This is a genomic window from Frateuria sp., assembly GCF_035943815.1.
Lineage (GTDB): Bacteria > Pseudomonadota > Gammaproteobacteria > Xanthomonadales > Rhodanobacteraceae > Frateuria_A.
In genome coordinates, this window is the sequence record NZ_DASZBU010000015.1 from 286372 (window position 1) to 303905 (window position 17534).

13 protein-coding genes and 1 pseudogene are annotated in these 17534 nt (G+C 69.0%); 9 read left to right on the forward strand and 5 right to left on the reverse strand.

Going from position 1 to position 17534, the window contains the following annotated elements:
- The first annotated feature begins 8 nt into the window (after positions 1 to 8).
- Positions 9 to 1970 carry a M1 family metallopeptidase gene (locus tag VGU65_RS11915; protein WP_414655816.1) on the forward strand — a complete coding sequence of 654 codons (1962 nt, stop codon included), beginning with the start codon at positions 9 to 11 and terminating at the stop codon, positions 1968 to 1970.
- Between the two features lie 165 nt (positions 1971 to 2135).
- On the opposite strand, the pseudogene ligD reads toward VGU65_RS11915, so the two are convergent.
- A pseudogene (gene ligD, locus VGU65_RS11920) lies at positions 2136 to 2990 on the reverse strand (non-homologous end-joining DNA ligase); the annotation flags it as partial.
- A 139-nt stretch (positions 2991 to 3129) separates the two neighbouring features.
- Positions 3130 to 4083 (reverse strand): non-homologous end joining protein Ku, encoded by a 954-nt coding sequence (gene ku / locus VGU65_RS11925; protein WP_327475974.1) that lies wholly within the window; start codon positions 4081 to 4083, stop codon positions 3130 to 3132.
- A gap of 103 nt (positions 4084 to 4186) precedes the next feature.
- Here ku and VGU65_RS11930 point away from each other — a divergent pair, with 103 nt between their 5' ends.
- Genes VGU65_RS11930 through VGU65_RS11940 form a run of 3 tightly spaced genes read left to right on the forward strand, consistent with a single transcriptional unit; the run spans position 4187 to position 5932 of the window.
- The gene (locus VGU65_RS11930) at positions 4187 to 4810 is read left to right on the forward strand and encodes a YceI family protein (RefSeq protein ID WP_327475975.1); all 624 of its coding nucleotides are present in this window, start codon (positions 4187 to 4189) and stop codon (positions 4808 to 4810) included.
- The gene (locus VGU65_RS11935) at positions 4797 to 5369 is read left to right on the forward strand and encodes a cytochrome b (RefSeq protein ID WP_327475977.1); all 573 of its coding nucleotides are present in this window, start codon (positions 4797 to 4799) and stop codon (positions 5367 to 5369) included. The genes VGU65_RS11930 and VGU65_RS11935 overlap by 14 nt, the downstream gene beginning before the upstream one ends.
- Positions 5366 to 5932, forward strand: a complete 567-nt coding sequence (locus VGU65_RS11940; protein ID WP_327475979.1) for a YceI family protein — start codon at positions 5366 to 5368, stop codon at positions 5930 to 5932. The genes VGU65_RS11935 and VGU65_RS11940 overlap by 4 nt, the downstream gene beginning before the upstream one ends.
- 84 nt (positions 5933 to 6016) lie before the next feature.
- Here VGU65_RS11940 and VGU65_RS11945 read toward each other — a convergent pair whose 3' ends face one another.
- Positions 6017 to 6247, reverse strand: coding sequence for a glutaredoxin family protein (locus tag VGU65_RS11945; protein ID WP_327475981.1), 231 nt, complete (start codon positions 6245 to 6247; stop codon positions 6017 to 6019).
- A 77-nt stretch (positions 6248 to 6324) separates the two neighbouring features.
- Between VGU65_RS11945 and VGU65_RS11950 the strand changes: the two genes are divergently transcribed.
- The gene (locus VGU65_RS11950; RefSeq protein WP_327475983.1) at positions 6325 to 7707 is read left to right on the forward strand and encodes an L-serine ammonia-lyase; all 1383 of its coding nucleotides are present in this window, start codon (positions 6325 to 6327) and stop codon (positions 7705 to 7707) included.
- A gap of 482 nt (positions 7708 to 8189) precedes the next feature.
- On the opposite strand, the gene VGU65_RS11955 is transcribed toward VGU65_RS11950, so the two are convergent.
- Positions 8190 to 9071, reverse strand: a complete 882-nt coding sequence (locus tag VGU65_RS11955; RefSeq protein WP_327475985.1) for an EamA family transporter — start codon at positions 9069 to 9071, stop codon at positions 8190 to 8192.
- A 142-nt stretch (positions 9072 to 9213) separates the two neighbouring features.
- Positions 9214 to 9606: a helix-turn-helix domain-containing protein gene (locus VGU65_RS11960; protein WP_327475987.1), complete on the reverse strand. Its 393-nt coding sequence runs from the start codon at positions 9604 to 9606 to the stop codon at positions 9214 to 9216.
- Between the two features lie 353 nt (positions 9607 to 9959).
- Between VGU65_RS11960 and VGU65_RS11965 the strand changes: the two genes are divergently transcribed.
- The 4 genes from VGU65_RS11965 to VGU65_RS11980 are packed head-to-tail and all read left to right on the forward strand — an operon-like array spanning position 9960 to position 17485.
- Entirely contained in the window at positions 9960 to 10727 is a 768-nt protein-coding gene (locus VGU65_RS11965) for a copper homeostasis protein CutC (protein ID WP_327475989.1), read from the forward strand.
- 55 nt (positions 10728 to 10782) lie between these two features.
- Positions 10783 to 13458, forward strand: coding sequence for a beta-mannosidase (locus VGU65_RS11970; RefSeq protein ID WP_327475991.1), 2676 nt, complete (start codon positions 10783 to 10785; stop codon positions 13456 to 13458).
- Between the two features lie 29 nt (positions 13459 to 13487).
- Positions 13488 to 16031, forward strand: a complete 2544-nt coding sequence (locus VGU65_RS11975; protein WP_327475993.1) for a glycoside hydrolase family 3 C-terminal domain-containing protein — start codon at positions 13488 to 13490, stop codon at positions 16029 to 16031.
- Between the two features lie 14 nt (positions 16032 to 16045).
- Positions 16046 to 17485, forward strand: coding sequence for a glycoside hydrolase family 125 protein (locus tag VGU65_RS11980; protein WP_327475995.1), 1440 nt, complete (start codon positions 16046 to 16048; stop codon positions 17483 to 17485).
- Positions 17486 to 17534: the final 49 nt, after the last annotated feature.

Below are 17534 nucleotides of genomic sequence, written 5' to 3' on the forward strand. Positions count from 1 at the left end.
GGGATTGCATGAGAGCTCTCGTTTTTTCCATCGCCGGCGCGCTGGCGATGGCCGTCGGCATCGCGGCCGCCGCGGACGCGCCGAACTTCGACCCGCTCAAGACCTTCGCTCCGTTCACCTACCCCGACCCGGTCAACGCCTACCGGTCCGCCGACGGCAGGCCTGGGCCGCTGTTCTGGCAGAACCGCGCCGACTACGCGATCGAGGCAACGCTCGATCCGGACAGCCGCCTGCTGACCGGACGCGAGACCATCACCTACACCAACCACAGCCCCGGCGCGCTGGACGTGCTGTGGCTGCAGCTGGACCAGAACCGCTACAAGCCCGACGCGCGCGGCGCCTTCACCAGCCAGTTCCCCACAAAGTTCACCAGCGGCTATCGCGTCGCCTCGGTCGAGGTGCAGGACGCCAAGGGTCATCGCCAGAGCGCCCAATGGCTGGTCTCCGATACGCGCATGCAGGTCCGCCTGCCCGAAGCGGTCAAGGCCAACGGTGGCAGCGTGCGCGTGCACATCGCCTGGAGCTTCACCGTGCCGGGCGAGTTCGGTGGGCGCATGGACGTCAACGCCAGCAAGAACGGCGACATCTTCGAGATGGCCCAGTGGTACCCGCGCCTGTGCGTCTACGACGACCTGCGCGGCTGGGACACCGCCCCTTACTTGAACAGCGAGTTCTACCTCGAATACGGCGACTTCGACTACAAAGTCACCGTGCCGTCGGACATGATCGTGGCCGGCTCCGGCGAGCTGGTGAACCCCAGGGACGTGCTCACCGCCACGCAGATCAAGCGCCTGGACGAGGCCCGCCACAGCGACCGCACGGTGATGATCCGCACGTCGGCCGAAGTCACCGATCCGGCCAGCCGACCCAAGCAGGGCGGCACGCTGACCTGGCACTTCCGCATGCACAACACCCGCGACGTCGCCTTCGGCGCCTCGAAGGCGTTCGTGTGGGACGCCGCCCGCATCAACCTGCCGCAGGGCAAGACCGCCCTGGCGATGTCGGTCTACCCGGTGGAAAGCGCGGGCGACGCTGCCTGGGGCCGCGCCACCGAATACCTCAAGGCCTCCACCGAGTACTTCTCGAAGGAGTGGTTCCCGTATCCCTGGCCGGTGGCGATCAACGAGGCCGGAACCGCCGGCGGCATGGAGTACCCGGGCATCACCTTCGATGCCAAACGTGCCCGCGGCAAGAGCCTGCACATGGTGATCGCGCACGAGATCGGGCACAGCTGGTTCCCGATGATCGTGGGCTCCAACGAACGCCGCCACGCCTGGATGGACGAAGGCTTCAACACCTTCATCGACATCGGCGAAGCGGGCGCCTTCGGCCACGGCGTGTACGCGCCCAAACGCGACAGCGAATACGCCCCCAAGGGCGGCAACCCGGCCGACGAGATCGCCCAGGTGCTCGCCGACGCAGACGCGCCAGCCCTGCTCAATGGCGCCGACGAGACGAGCGAGAAGTACCGCCACCCGATCAGCTATTTCAAGGGCGCCTTCGGCCTGGTGCTGTTGCGCGAGCAGATCCTGGGGCCGGAGCGCTTCGACGGCGCCTTCCGCAAGTACATCGCCACCTGGGCCTACCACCATCCCTCGCCATCGGATTTTTTCCGCTTCATGGAGAGCGAGGGCGGCGAGGACCTGGGGTGGTTCTGGCGCGGCTGGTACCAGCACAACTGGCCCTTCGACATGGCGGTGCGCAAGGTCGAGCCGATCGACGGCGACTGGTCGCACGGCGCCGCGGTGACGGTGGCCAACCTCGACCCGCTGGTGCTGCCCAACACGCTGCGGCTGACCTACGACGACGGCAGCCACCAGGACGTGCGCGTGCCGGTGGAGACCTGGCAGCAGCACCGCGAATACGTGGTGCGGGTCCCTGGCACGCGCAAGGTGGTGTCGGCGGAGCTGGATCCCTCGCATGCGTTGCCGGAGGCGGACCGGGTCAACGATGTGCTGCGGATGAAGTGAGGTAAAGGCCTCCCCCTCTCCCCAGCCCTCTACCCGAGCAGGCTCGGGGGAGAGGGAGCGGGTGGTCTGCCGCGTAGGCTCCCTCTCCCCCGACCCCGCCGGGGGAGAGGGTTGGGGAGAGGGGGAGGCTCTCCGGCACACTGGCCGAGGGCGCTCAGCGGGGCGTTACACCTTCGGCAACCGCTGCTGCAGCTTGGCCATGCCCTCCCACGGATCGGCCTTGAGCTTGGCCGCCCGCTCCAGCGCCGCCTGCATGCCGAACGCGGCCCCGCCTTCGATCTTGCCTAGCTCCTCCCAGCGCAACGGCATCGCTACCGGCGCTCCTTCGCGCGCGCGCAGCGACCAGTTGCACACGCTGGTCGCGCCGCGCGCATTGCGCAGCCAGTCGATGAAGATCTTCCCCTCCCGCTTGGCCTTGCTGGCCGTGGCGATGTAGCGCCCGGGATCCCGCTCGACCATCGCGTCGGCCACCGACTCGCAGAACGCCTTGACCGCCGGCCAGCCCGGGCCGCGCCGGAACGGCACCACCACGTGCAGCCCCTTGCCTCCGCTGGTGCGCACGAAGCTCGTCAGGCCGAGCCGGTCCAGCTGCCCGCGTATTTCGCGTGCGCCCTCCGCCACCGCCTCCCACGCCACACCGGGTGCGGGATCGAGGTCGAGCACGATGCGATCGGGCGAATCGGGCTTGTCCACGCGCGAGCCCCAGGGATGGAACTCCAGCGTGTTCATCTGGACCAGTTGCAGCAGGCCGGTGAGGTCGCGGATGTAGACGTACTCGTCCTCGCCGCCCTCCTTTTCCTCCAGCGGGATGGCCCGCACGCTGCTGCCGAGCTTGGCCGCGTGGTGCTTCTGGAAGAAGCAGGCGCTGTCGGTGCCGCCGGGGCAACGCACCATCGACAGCGGCCGGTTGACCAGTTCGGGCAGCATCCATTCGGCCACCGCCGCGTAGTAGGCGGCGACCTCACCCTTGGTGATGCCGTCCTCCGGATAGACCACGCGCGAGGGGTGGGTGATCCTCACGCCCTGCACCGTCACGCTGTGGTCCCGGCCTGGAGCGGCCGCCGTCGTGGCGGCCTGTTGGCGTGCGGTCACGTCGAGGGCCTCCAGTTACCAGCGCCTGACGTGAAGCGCGCAAGGAACCTGCGAAAGGCGCATCGCCTCAACCCGCCTTGCGGCCCTTGCGGGTCGCCGGCGCCTTCTTGGCCGGCGCCTTGCGGCTGGCGGCCTTCTTGGCCGCCGGCTCGGCCTTCTTGGCGGCAGCCTTCTTCGCCGGTTTCTTTGCTGCCGACTCGTCCTCGCCGCGCGCGGGCGTGCGCTGCTTGTTCTCGATGCTCCTCTTAAGCAGCGACATGAAGTCGACCACGTTGGTAGTGGCGTTGGCGTGCGCCGGCTCCTCTTCCTCCAGCGCGGTGGTGACTCCCTTGCTCTTGAGCCGCTGCTCGATCACGGCGGTGAGCCGATCGCGGAACTCGTCGCGGTAGTTCTCCGGCTGGAACTTGCCTGCCATCGACTCGATCAGTTCGCCGGCCATCTCCAGCTCGCGGTCGCTGATGCGGTAGTCGGCCACCGGTTTGTCCGGCAGCGCGTACTCCTCCGCGCTGACCAGTTCCTGCGGGAAGCGCAGCAGGATCAAGAGCAGCGCCTCTTCCTGCGGCATCACCGCGCACAGGTATTCGCGCGTGCGGATGACCACGCGCGCGATGCCGATCTTGCCGGTGCGCTTGAGCGTCTCGCGCAGCAGCACGTAGCCTTTCTCGGCCTTCTTGCCGGGCACCAGGAAGTAGGGCTTCTCGAAGTAGGCCGGGGTGAGCGCGTCGGCGTCGATGAAGCTGTCGATCTCCACCGTCTCGTGCGTCTCCGGCGCAGCGTTCCTTATGTCCGACTCCTCCAGCACCACGTAGTTGCCCTTGGAGTATTCGTAGGCCTTGACGATGTCCTTCCAGGGCACTTCCTCGCCCGATTCGGCATTGACGCGCTCGTAGCGCACCGGCTGGTTGTTGCGCTGGTCGAGCATGCGAAAGTGCAGGTCGATCCTGCGCTCGGCGGTCATCAGGCGGATCGGGACGTTGAGCAGCCCGAACGACAGCGTGCCGGTCCAGATGGGGCGAGCCATGGCTTACCTCCAAAGTGGCGGGTTTCGATGGTAGTCATGCGGCGCGTGCACGAAATGCCAAGGCGCGGTAGCGCGGACGCGGTCCATCGTCCAGACTTGGCCGATGAGCACCTTGCCCGCCGCCGCCCGCCTGCTCGCCTGCGCCGTCCTGTCGTGGCCGCTGGCCGGCCAGGCGACGGCGCATCGCTACCGCTACGACACGGTGCACAGCCAGATCCTCTTCAGCGTCGACCACGATGGCTACTCGCGCCCGTTCGGCCGCCTGCACATCGCGCGCGGCTGGCTGCGCTTCGATCCGGACGACTGGAGCGATGCCGCCACGGAACTGGACATCGACCTGGCCAGCCTGGACATGGGCGATGCGAACTGGAACGCCGCGGTACTCAAGAGCGCCTTCCTCGACGCCACGCACCAGCGCTACGCGCACTTCGCCAGCACCTCGGTCGAGCGCACCGACGCCACCCATGGCGTACTGCACGGGCAGCTCACACTGCGCGGCGTCAACCGCGGGATAAGCATCCCGTTTACCTTCAACCGCGAGGCGCGCACCATCTTCGGCCTGCACACCATCGCCGGGTTTTCCGCCACCGCCGTGCTCGACCGCACCGATTTCGGCATGACCACCAACCTGGGCTCGATCGGCCGGCACGTATCGCTGTGGCTGGAAGTCGAAGCCATCCGCGAAGAACGCAGCCCCGCCAAGGAGACCGACCATGCTGCGCAATGATGCTTACCGCTGGGGCGCCGTCGCCAAGTTCTTCCACTGGACGATCGCGCTGCTGATCCTGGGCAACGGCGTGTTCGGCCTGCTGATGGACCTGGCCAGCACCCCGATGCAGAAGGTCAACTGGCTGGCCCTGCACAAGTCGATCGGCCTGACCGTGCTGGCCCTGTTCGTGCTGCGCCTGCTGTGGCGTTTGGGCAACCGCCCGCCGCGCGAGCTTCCCGCGCCCCGCTGGCAGCTGCTGGCCGCGCGCGCGGTGCATGGTTTGCTTTACGTGCTGGTGGCGGCGCTGCCGCTGTCTGGCTGGTGGTTCAACTCGGTGCGCGGCTACCCGCTGCAGTTCTTCAAGCTGTTCAACCTGCCGGCGATCGCCGCGAAGAACCCGGACCTGCGCCGCCTGTCGCACGAAGTGCACGAGTACCTGTTCTGGTTCCTGCTGCTGGTGCTCCTGGCCCACGTAGGCGCGGCGCTCAAACATCATGTGTTCGACCGGGACGACGTGCTGCGCCGCATGTGGCCGTTCGCCCGCCTCCGTCACGGACCGAAAGGAGATTCTGCATGACCCCGACCGCCACCATGCGCCTCGCCCTGCTGCTCTGCCTCGCTCTGCCGGGTGTCGCCGCGGCCACCGCCTACCACGTGCAGCAGGACGAGAGCACGCTGGGTTTCACCGCGACCTTCCAGGGCGCGGCGTTCCAGGGTAGCTTCTCGCGATGGCATGCGGACATCCGCTTCGATCCCGCGCGCCTGGCCAATTCGAAGTTCGACGTGACGGTGGACACCACCAGCGCCGCCACCGGCGACGCCGACCGCGACGGCGCCCTGCCGGGGGCGGACTTCTTCAACGCGACCAAATACCCGCAGGCGCACTACCTCACCACCGGTTTCACGCGGTTGGACGGCTCCCGGGCGATCGCGCACGGCAACCTCACGCTGCGCGGCGTCAGCCATCCGCTCAACCTCACCGTCACCTTCACGCCGCAGCCCGACGGTACCGCGCTGATGGACGTGACCGGCACGCTCAAGCGGCTGGACTACGGCGTGGGCGGCGGCGAATACGCCGACACCTCGGTGATCGGCGACAACGTGACGATCCAGGCGCACCTGGTGCTGTCGACGAAGTAAGGTAGCGCGGTTCGAACGAGCCACCGAGCAAGCCTTCCCCGTTTACGGGAGAAGGTGTCGACCGGCGGATGGGTGAGGTCTGCCTCAACCCCTCACGAACGCCGCCACCGCCTCCGCCCCGAACGGCCAATCCAGCTCGCGCCCATCGCGCACGTCGCGCAAGACTGGCACCCGCGCGCCATAGCGCGCCTCCAGCGCCGGATCGTCATCCACCCAGACGCTGTCGAAGTCCGGTGCGCGCGCCTGGGCGAGCACCGCCAGCGCCTGGTCGCACAGGTGGCAGTAGTCGCGCTGGTAAAGGACGAGGTCGGCCATGCGGTAGCGAACGGACTGCCAAAGGTGAAGGGGGCGCGTAGAATAACGGCTTCCGTCTACCACACCGCAGCGCGTTCATGGCCGTCAGCGTCTTCGACCTCTTCAAGATCGGCATCGGGCCGTCCTCCTCGCACACGGTCGGGCCGATGCGCGCAGCGGCGCGCTTCACCGAGCACTGGCTGGAGGAGAAAGGCGTGCTCGACCGCGTCGTTCGCGTGCGCGCCGAACTCTACGGCTCGCTGGCGATGACCGGCCGCGGCCACGGTACCGACAAGGCCGTGCTGCTGGGCTTCGAAGGCCACTACCCCGACAAGGTGGATGCGGACCTCATCCCCGACATCCTCGCCCGCATCCGCGGTACCGCCCGGTTGCGCCTGCTCGGCCGCCAGGAGATCGCCTTCGACGAGAAGAGCGACCTGGTGTTCAACAAGCGCCAGAAGCTGCCCTTCCATACCAACGGCATGCGCTTCACCGCCTACGACGCCGACGGCAACGAACTGGCCACGCGCGACTACTACTCCGTCGGCGGCGGCTTCGTGGTCAACCAGGACGAGGCGGCCGAAGATCGCATCGTCGCCGACACCACCGAGCAGCCCTACCCGTTCTCCACCGGCGAGCAATTGCTCGACCTGTGCGAAAAGCATGGCCTGACCATCGCCCAGCTGATGATGGCCAACGAAAGCGTTTGGCGTCCCGAGGCCGAGACCCGCGCCGGCCTGCTGACCATCTGGAAGGCCATGGCCGACTGCGTCGCCCGCGGCCTGCGCTCGCCCGGCACCCTGCCTGGCGGCCTGCACGTGACGCGCCGCGCGCCGGCGATGGCGGAGGAATTGCGCAATCAGCCCGAGGCCGCGCTGAAAGACCCGCTCACCATCCTTGACTGGGTGAACCTGTACGCGCTGGCGGTCAACGAGGAAAACGCCGCCGGCGGCCGCGTGGTCACCGCGCCCACCAATGGCGCCGCCGGCATCGTGCCGGCCGTGGGCCACTACTACCTGCGCTTCTGCCCGAAGGCGGACGAGAACGGCATCATCGACTACCTGCTCACCGCCGCCGCCATCGGCATCCTCTACAAGGAGAACGCCTCCATCTCCGGCGCCGAGGTCGGCTGCCAGGGCGAGGTGGGCGTGGCCTGTTCGATGGCCGCCGGCGGCCTCACCGCGGCGCTGGGCGGCAGCATCTGGCAGGTGGAAAACGCCGCCGAGATCGGCATGGAGCACAACCTGGGCCTCACCTGCGACCCGATCGGCGGCCTGGTGCAGATTCCCTGCATCGAGCGCAATGCGATGGGCTCGGTCAAGGCCATCAACGCCAGCCGCATGGCGCTCAAGAGCGACGGCAAGCATCGCGTGAGCCTGGACAAGGTCATCAAGACCATGCGCGACACGGGCCGCGACATGAAGGACAAGTACAAGGAGACGTCGCGCGGCGGGCTTGCCGTCAACGTCATCGAGTGCTGATGTTTCCGGTTTCCTGTTTCTTGCGGGGAGCGGGCATGGCGCGGCTTCTAGCGACTTGGCTGGATTGCGAAGAGCTTCCGATCGCCTGATCGGCGCTCGGGTCACTTTCTTTGCTGGCCCACGCCCGCGCCTGGAGCGCGGGCGAACAGCGAAGCTGGCCCGAAGGGCGAAGGGCGGGATGCCCGGAGTAAAGAAAGTAACCAAAGAAACGGCCCTGGTTCAGCCCGGGGCGAGACAAAAGCTAGGTGCCATTGCGACCTGCCGAGCGGGTCTCTTGCTCATAGAGGAGGTGCAGCCGCTTTACCGCGGGCGCTCGGGAGTTGAGGCAAGAGAGGGATCTGGATTTCTGGCGCGAGTGGCTCGGTTGCACGGGCGCACAACGGGCCGCGCGGCGCTCTGCTCCCTTTCCCTCCGGGGAGAGGGTTCGGGAGAGGGGCGGGGCGCACGGGAAGCTTCGCAGCACCCCGGCGTCAAGCTTTTGCCTACCCGAGTCCTTCCACTGCGACCGGCTTGCGCACGCTCAACGCCGTGCCTGCCGCCGCCACGATGATCGCCCCGATCGCCAGCCACTGCAGCGCGCTCAGATGCTCGCTGAGCAGCACCACGCCCGCCAGCGCGGCGATCGCAGGCTCCAGGCTGAGCAGGGTGCTGAAGGTGCGCGCCGGCAGTCGCGTCAGCGCCACCATTTCCAGCGAATAGGGCAAGGCCGAACTCAGCACCGCCACGCCCACCGCATAGGGCAGCAGCGCTGGCGACAGCAAGGTGGCGCCCGCGTGCACCACGCCGAAAGGGATGGCCAGCAAGGCGCCGACCGAGGTGCCCCACGTCACCGCGTCGCCGCCGTAGGCGGCACCGGCCTTCTGCCCCGTGACGATGTACAGGGCCCAGCCCAGCCCTGCGGCAAGCGCGTACATCACGCCCACCGGATCGAGCGCATGCGCCTGGCCGCGCAACGGCAGCAACAAGGCCAACCCCGCGATCACCAGCGCGATCCAGACGAAGTCGAGCAGCCGGCGCGAACCGATCATGGCCAGCACCAGCGGCCCGGTGAACTCCAGCGCGACCGCCAGCCCCAGCGGGACCGTGCGCAGCGACATGTAGAACACCAGGTTCATGGCGCCCATCGACAACCCGTAGGCCCACAACCCGCGCCAGTCCCGACCGTCTCGCAGGCGCCGCCACGGCTGGCGCCACGCCAGCAGGATCAACGCACTGATGCCCAGGCGATAAGCTGTCGCCCCTTGCGCCCCCACCTGCGGAAACAGGTGCTTGGCCAGCGACGCACCGCATTGATACGAAACCATGGCGACCAGCAAGGCGCCGATCGCGATGGCGATCCGGGGAGCATCCGAACGCGAGGACATGGGGAAACCACGACGGGGAAGGCTTCCCATGATGCCAGTAAGCGGTTGGCTCCAAGCTCCCGACCCTCCCGGTCCGGGCTGGATGGGAGGCCGGGGTTCGCGGGGACCTCACTGTGTAAGCACACCGCCTTCGGACGCGCGGTTACCGGCTCGCCTTCGGCGCTCCACCCAACGCCACGATCATCTCCCGCACCAGCCGGCGGTGCTCCTCCGGCAGCTTCAGAAACGCCTCGAACGCCAGGCGATCATGCCCGCGCACCTGCTCCGGCCAGCGGGCCGGCGCATCGCGCACGCCCCTGTGGGACCGATACTCCAGCTCGTGCGCCTCGATGCCCAGGATCGACGCCAGCGCTTCGATATGATCCGGCTTGGGCCTGTGCTTGCCATTGAGCCAGCCCGAGATCGCTTGCTGCGTCACGCTCACGGCGCCCTCGCGGGCAAGCAACCGCTCGATCGCCGCTGGGCTCGCCTCGATGCCTTCCGCCTCCAAGGCGGCCCGCAGGCGCTGGGCGAACGCTTTCTGGTCGGTCTTCATGGCTCGCGACCATAGGCGCGGGCCCACGGCCACAATGAAAGCCTTGCTTCTTTCCTATCTAAAGTTTTGCTTTCATCCGACGGGCGATGAGCTGTTCCGAAGGGCTGGCGACTGTTGCTGCCGCAGCCCGGCGATCGAGCACATCGTGTACGCGCTTGGCCTGACCTCGCGCGATTACTGCATTGCCGCATGCAAGCCTTCCGGACCGATGCTACCTTCCATATAGATCGATCTAAACGGTGGGGAGTCTTGGGCCGTCCGCAGCCATCCCGAAGCGTCTTCGCCTGCTCGGCGGCCTATCGCGCCCGGGCCGCGCACGCCTTGGACCTGCCTCCTGCCGGCGGGGCTTGCTGATGGCTGTCGACAGCGTGCCCTTGCTGGAAGTGGCGGCCAATTCGGTGGCTTCCGCGCTGGCCGCGCAGGAAGGTGGCGCGGGGCGCGTGGAACTCTGCGCGGCGCTGGAGCTGGGCGGGGTCACGCCTTCGTATGCCGAGATCGCCACCGCGCGCGATCAGCTGGCGATTCCGCTCTATGTGCTGATCCGCCCTCGCGGCGGCGATTTCCTCTACAACGATTTCGAATGCGAGGTGATGCAGCGCGACATCGAGGTGTGCGTCGCGCTGGGCTGCGACGGCGTGGTGCTGGGTGTGCTCGATGCGCAGGGACAGGTCGACGCGGCGCGCAGCCGCGTGCTGGTCGCGGCGGCCGGGGCGCTGGGTGTCACCTTCCATCGCGCCTTCGACATGGCGCGCGACCCGGCGCAAGCACTCGAAGCGGTGATCGACCTCGGCTGCGAACGCGTGCTGACCTCCGGCGCGCAGGCCAGCGCCATCGACGGCGCGGCGCAGATCCGCGCGCTGCTGGCGCAGGCGGCCGGTCGGGTGACAGTGATGCCGGGCGCGGGCGTGCATGCGCGCAACATCGCGGCGCTGGCGCAGGCCACCGGCGCCAAGGAACTCCACGCCTCGGCCAAGCAGCAGTTGCCCTCGCGCATGCACCATCGCCAGCCGGGCCTGGATGACATGGCCCGGGGCGAGTGGCGCAGCGACTCAACCGAGATCCGCGCGATGGTGACGGCGCTGCGGGAGCTGTCCACGCAGGCGGGAAACCATCCGCCTTAGCGGTGCAGACGGGTGGCGACGCCGCCGCCCGTCGCCCGTGCCGCCAGGAAACGCCATGCCCGCACCCGTCCCGCCGACCCGAACGCGCACAAGGCCACGCCTGCCACCGATCGCGTGCGCGCTGCTCCTGCTGGTGCCAATGCTGGCCACGGCGGCGCCGCTGGTTTCGCGCAAGCTCGACAGCGGCTGGCAGTTGCGCCTGGCGCCCGGCGACGTCCACGCCGCCGACCACCCGCAGGCAACCCGCTGGCTGGCGGCCACGGTGCCGGGCACGGTGCAGACCGATCTGCTCGCCGCCGGGCTGGCGGTCGATCCTTTCCTGGGCGAGAACGAGAAGGCCATCCAGTGGGTCGGCCTGTCCGATTGGGTCTACCGCACCACGTTCACCGTGGACACGGCCACGCTGGCGCGCCGGCATGTCGAGCTGGTGTTCGATGGCCTGGATACCTTTGCCGAGGTCTACCTCAACGGACACAGGCTGCTCGACGCAGACAACATGTTCCGACGCTGGGCGGCACCGGCGAAACCCTGGCTGCGCGCCGGCGCCAACACGCTCCAGGTGCGGCTGTACTCGCCGGTAAGGCGCCTGCAGCCCTGGCTCGCGCGCCAGCCCTACGCGCTGCCCGGCGAGTTCGACTCCGCCTTCGGCGACGAGCCCAAGGGGCGGCAGAGCGCCAACTACGTGCGCAAGGCCGCCTACCAGTACGGCTGGGACTGGGGCCCGCGCATCGTCACCGAAGGCATCTGGCAGGACGTGCACCTGGACAGCTGGGACGGCCTGCGCGTCACCGGCCTGCACGTCGCGCAGCCGCACGTGGATGCGCAGCGCGCGCAGACCCAGGTGCAGTTGGCGATCGACGCCGACGACACAGCAACACTGCAGTTGGAGATCGACGTGCTCGGACCGGATGGCAAGCCGGTCGCGCACCGGACGCAGCCGGTCACGCTCGCAGCCGGCAGCCACCGCGTCGAGGTGCCGCTGGCGATCGACCACCCCCGCCGCTGGTACCCGGCCGGCTACGGCGCGCAGGACATGTACGCCTACCACGTGCAGTTGCGCGGCAAGGACGACGCCGTGCTCTACGAAGCCACCCGCGAGGTCGGCCTGCGCAGCGTCGAGCTGCGGCGCGACCAGGACCGCTGGGGCCGCGGCTTCGCCTTCGTGGTCAACGGCATCCCGGTGTTCGCCAAAGGCGCCAACCTGATCCCCTTCGACAGCTTTCCCACCCGCGTCACCGAGGCGCAGATGCGCAACGCGCTTACGTCCGCGCGCGACGCCAACATGAACATGTTGCGCGTGTGGGGCGGCGGGTATTACCTGCCGGACAGCTTCTATGCCGAGACCGACCGGCTGGGCCTGCTGGTCTGGCAGGACTTCATGTTCGGCGGCGCGATCCCGCCGGATGACCCGGCCTTCGTCGCGAACGTGCGCGCGGAGGCCATCGAGCAAGTCGAGCGCCTGCGCGACCATCCAAGCCTGGTGCTCTGGTGTGGCAACAACGAGGTGCAGAGCAGCTGGCTCTCGTGGGACGACCGCAAGGCTTTCCGCAAGTCCATCACGCCGGCGCAGGACGCGCGCATCCAACAAGGCATGCGCATGCTGTTCGGCGACGTGCTGCGCCAGGTGGTGGCCCGGCACGATCCGGAGGTGCCGTACTGGCCCAGCTCGCCCAGCACCGGCGGCGACGGTTTCGCCACGTCGCTGGACGATGGCGACTACCACTACTGGGAAGTGTGGTCGGGCGAGGCCAAGCCGGCCCGTGCCTACCTCGACGTCACGCCGCGCTTCCAGTCCGAATACGGCCTGCAGTCGTTTCCCTCGATGCGCACGATCCGCGCGTTCGCCGGCGCAGGCGCGCTGGAAGAGGACTCGCCGGTGCTGCGCGCGCACCAGAAGTACGACGGCGGCAACGGCAACGCCCGCCTGGCAATGTACGTGGAGCGCGAGTACGGGCAGCCGAAGGACTTCCCCGCCCTGGTCTACCTGAGCCAGGCGATGCAGGCCGAGGGTATCGAGCTGGCGGCCGAGCACCTGCGCGCCTCGCGGCCGCGCAGCATGGGTTCGCTGTACTGGCAGTTGAACGACGTGTGGCCGGCGATCTCCTGGTCGAGCATCGACTACCACGGACGCTGGAAGGCCCTGCAATACCACGCCCGGCGCTTCTACGCGCCGCTGCTGGCTACCGCACTGCGCGAGCACGGCACCACGCAGGTGACGCTGGTGTCCGACCGCACGTCACCGGTGCGGGCGCGCTGGCGCCTGCGCGTGCTGGATTTCGCCGGCAGGCTGATCTCGGAGCAGGCGCATGACCTCACGCTCGCTCCGCTGGCGGCCACGCCAGTCGGGAGCTTTACCGACGCGCAACTGGCGGGCACGAAGCCGCGTGCGCGCTTCGCAGTGGTCGATCTTCTGGTGGATGGCCACGGTGTCTCGCGCTCGCTGGTGTTCTTCGACGCACCCAAGGCACTCGCTCTCCCGCTCCCGCACATCCGCACGCATTGGGCGCCCTCCGGCGACGGCTACACCGTGACGCTGGACACCGACATGCTGGCGCGCGCGGTATGGCTTTCATTCGGCCAGCTGGATGCGCAGGTGTCAGACAACGCCTTCGATCTCCTGCCGGGCGAACCGGTCAGCCTGCATGTGCGCAGCGATGCCGCACTGGACGCGCTGCGCAGCGCGCTGCGCGTGCGAAACCTGGCCGACGCCATGCGGAAGGGCGCGCCGTGAGGACGTGCTGGCCCGCACTCGCGTCCTGCATGCTGGCCGCGTTCGCCGCGCATGCCGGTCCCCGCGATGACGCGCGCGCCCGCGCCCAGGCGCTGGTCTCGCGCATGACTGTGCCGGAAAAGGTCGCCCAGCTGCAGAACCATGCGCCGGCGATCCCGCGCCTGGGCGTGCCGGCGTATGACTGGTGGAACGAAGGCCTGCACGGCATCGCGCGCAACGGCTACGCCACGGTCTTCCCGCAGGCGATCGGCCTGGCGGCGAGCTGGAACCCGGCATTGCTGGAGCAGGTGGGTGAAACGGTGGCGACCGAGGCGCGCGCCAAATTCGACGCGACGGGTGAGCACGGACCCTTCCAGGGGCTGACGGTGTGGTCGCCCAACATCAACATCTTCCGTGACCCGCGCTGGGGCCGCGGGCAGGAGACCTACGGCGAGGATCCCTTTCTCACCGCGCGCCTCGCCGTCGCCTACGTCCAGGGCGTGCAGGGTGACGATCCGGTCCACCCGCGCGCCATCGCCACGCCCAAGCATCTCGCCGTGCACAGCGGCCCGGAACGCGGACGCCATGGCTTCGACAGCGTCGTCTCCGCGCATGATCTGGAGGACACCTACCTGCCGGCCTTCCGCGCCGCGGTCATGGAGGGCCACGCCGGCTCGGTGATGTGCGCCTACAACGCGATCAACGGTACGCCCGCATGCGCCGATCGCTGGCTGCTCGACAGCGTGCTGCGCCAGGCCTGGGGCTTCCGGGGTTACGTCGTCTCCGATTGCGACGCCGTGGACGACATGACCCAGTTCCACCATTACCGGCCGGACGACGCGCGCTCCTCCGCTGCCGCGATCCGGGCCGGCACCGACCTCGATTGCGGGCAGGCCTACGCCGCGCTGGGCGAGGCGGTCGCCAAGGGCTACGCGCGGCAGGCCGACCTCGACGCCGCGCTGGTACGGCTTTTCACGGCCCGGTATCAGCTGGACCTCGCGGATCGCCCGACGCCCGTCGCAGACGCCGCGATCGAGGGCCCCACCCACCATGCGCTCGCGCTCGAAGCCGCCCGCGAGTCGATGGTGCTGCTGAAGAACGCGCACGGCACGCTGCCGCTACGCGAAGGTACGCGCATCGCGGTGATCGGTCCGGATGCGGACACGCTCGAAACGCTGGAGGCCAACTACCACGGCACCGCGCGGGCGCCGATCACGCCGCTGCAGGGCCTGCGCGAACGCTTCGGCGCCGGGCGCGTCAGCTACGCGCAGGGCGCGCCCGTGGCCGCCGGCGTACCGGTGCCGGTGCCGGAAACCGCCCTGCGCACGCCCGGCGGCCAGCGCGGCCTGCAAGGCGGCTACTTCGACGCGGCGGGCCTGGTCGGCAGCGCACGCCTGACCCGCACCGACCGCACGATCGATTTCGACTGGGACCGCGCGGCGCCCGGCGCTGGCCTGGATCCCGGCCATTACGCCGCGCGCTGGATCGGCACCCTGCTCCCGCCCGGCCCCGGCGACTACACGCTGGCCGTGCACGTCGACCGCTGCTTCGACTGCCACGGCCATGACCCGGTGCGCCTGTACCTCGACGGCCGCGAGCTGATCGACGACGCCGGCACCGACACGCCCACCCTGCAGGCGCAGCTCCATTTCGCCGACCGCTCGCCGCACGCGCTACGGCTGGAGCTGGTGCACAGCGGCGAGGACCAGGGCATCCGACTGCAATGGCTGGCTCCCGCGCGCGCCCAGCTCGACGAGGCGCTCGCGGCCGCGCGCGATGCGGACGTGGTGGTCGCCTTCGTCGGTCTCTCGCCTGACGTCGAGGGCGAGGAGTTGCGCATCGAAGCGGCTGGCTTCGACGGCGGTGACCGCACCGACATCGCGCTGCCGGGCGCACAGCGCAACCTGCTCGAACATGTGGCCGCGAGCGGCAAGCCGCTGGTGATCGTGCTGATGTCCGGCAGTGCGGTGGCACTGGACCGGGCGCAAGAGCATGCCGGCGCCATCCTGGCCGCCTGGTATCCCGGGCAGGCCGGTGGTACGGCAATCGCCCGCGTGCTGGCCGGCGACGACGATCCGGGAGGCCGGCTTCCGGTCACCTTCTACCGCGCCACCAGCGACCTGCCGCCGTTCACCCGCTACGACATGCGCGGACGCACCTACCGCTACTTCAACGGTACGCCGCTGTACCCGTTCGGCCATGGGCTGAGCTATACCCGCTTTGCCTACGAAGGCCTCGCGCTCTCGACGGACACGCTTGCCGCAGGCAATCCATTGCGGATCGGCGTGACCGTGCGCAATACCGGGCCGCGCGCCGGCGACGAGGTGGCGCAGGCCTACCTGCACGCGACCGACGTGCCGCTGGCACCGAGACGAACGCTGGTCGCTTTCCGCCGCGTGCACCTGAAGCCCGGCGAGAGCCAACGGGTGACTTTCGAGCTGTCGCCCCGCCAATTGAGCACGGTCGACGCTGCCGGCCGACGCTCCGTGGTGGCGGGGAGCTACCGCCTGTCCGTCGGCGGCGGCCAACCCGGCGATGGGCCGGGCGAGCAGGCCACCTTCACCATCACCGGCCGGCATGCACTGCCGCGATGACACCAGGAGACGCGATGTCCGACCGCCGCCACTTCCTCAAACTGCTCGGCACGGCCGCCGCGTGCGGCGGGCTGGCCGGGCTTTCGCCGGCGATGGCAACGGCTCCGGCCGCACGCTTCGCGAGCCACCGCCCGCCGCGGGCGCAGCGCAAGTTCACCAGCGACGCCGTCGAGCGCGAGATCGCGCGCGTCAGGGCATGCATCGGCGACCCCAAGCTGGCCTGGATGTTCGAGAACTGCTATCCGAACACGCTCGACACCACGGTGGAACTGGGCACGCTGGAGGGCAAGCCCGACACCTTCGTGATCACCGGCGACATCGACGCGATGTGGCTGCGCGACTCCTCCGCGCAGGTCAGCCCGTACGTGGCGCTGGCCAAGAACGATCCGGCGCTGCGCCGGCTCTTCCGAGGGCTGATCCGTCGCCAGGCGCATTGCATCCGGATCGATCCCTACGCCAACGCCTTCCTGCGCGATCCGCACGCACCGCCGCTGAGCTGGGCGCGCCAGGACGAGACCGCGATGGCGCCCGGCGTAGGCGAGCGCAAGTGGGAGATCGATTCGCTGTGCTGGCCGATCCGCATCGCGCACGCCTACTGGCAGGCCACGGGAGACGCCGAGCCGTTCGACGGCGGCTGGCGCGCGGCGATGCAGCGGGTGCTCGCCACCTTCCACGAGCAGCAGCGCCTGCACGGCCCCGGCCCGTACCACTTCCAGCGTACCTCGCCCCGTCCGAGCGATACCGTCCCGCTGGAGGGCTACGGCAACCCCACGCGCCCCAACGGCATGATCCATTCGATGTTCCGCCCGTCGGACGACGCCTGCCTGTATCCGCTGTTCGTACCGGCCAACCTGTTCGCCGTGGTGGCGCTGCGGCAGCTGGCGGTGATGAGCCAGGCGATCCATCACGACGCCGCCTTCGCCACCGCCTGCACCTCGCTCGCGCGCGAAGTGGAACAGGCGGCCCATCGCGACGGCCGGCTGCGCGACGAGGCGGGCGACTACTGGGCCTACGAGATCGACGGCTACGGCAACCGGCTGTTCATGGACGACGCCAACATACCCAGCCTGCTCGGCCTGCCCTACCTCGGCTGCTGCGCGGCGGACGATCCCACCTACCGGCGCACCCGCAAGCGCGCGTGGAGCTCGGACAATCCGTATTTCTTCAAGGGCACCGCGGCCGAGGGCATCGGCGGCCCGCACGAAGGCCTGCGCATGATCTGGCCGATGTCGATCGTCATGCGCGCGCTGACCAGCGACGATCCGGGCGAGATCCGCCAGTGCCTGCGCTGGCTGCGCGACACGGACGCGGGCACCGGTTTCATGCACGAGACGTTCGATCAGGACGATCCGGCGCACTTCACCCGCGCGTGGTTCGCCTGGGCGAACAGCTTGTTCGGCGAGTTGATGGTGAAACTCGCGGACGAACGGCCCGCACTGTTACGCCAGCCGTGATGCGCTCGCTCAAGGGCCAGTAGTTCCTCTTTCCACGCTTGCATGACCG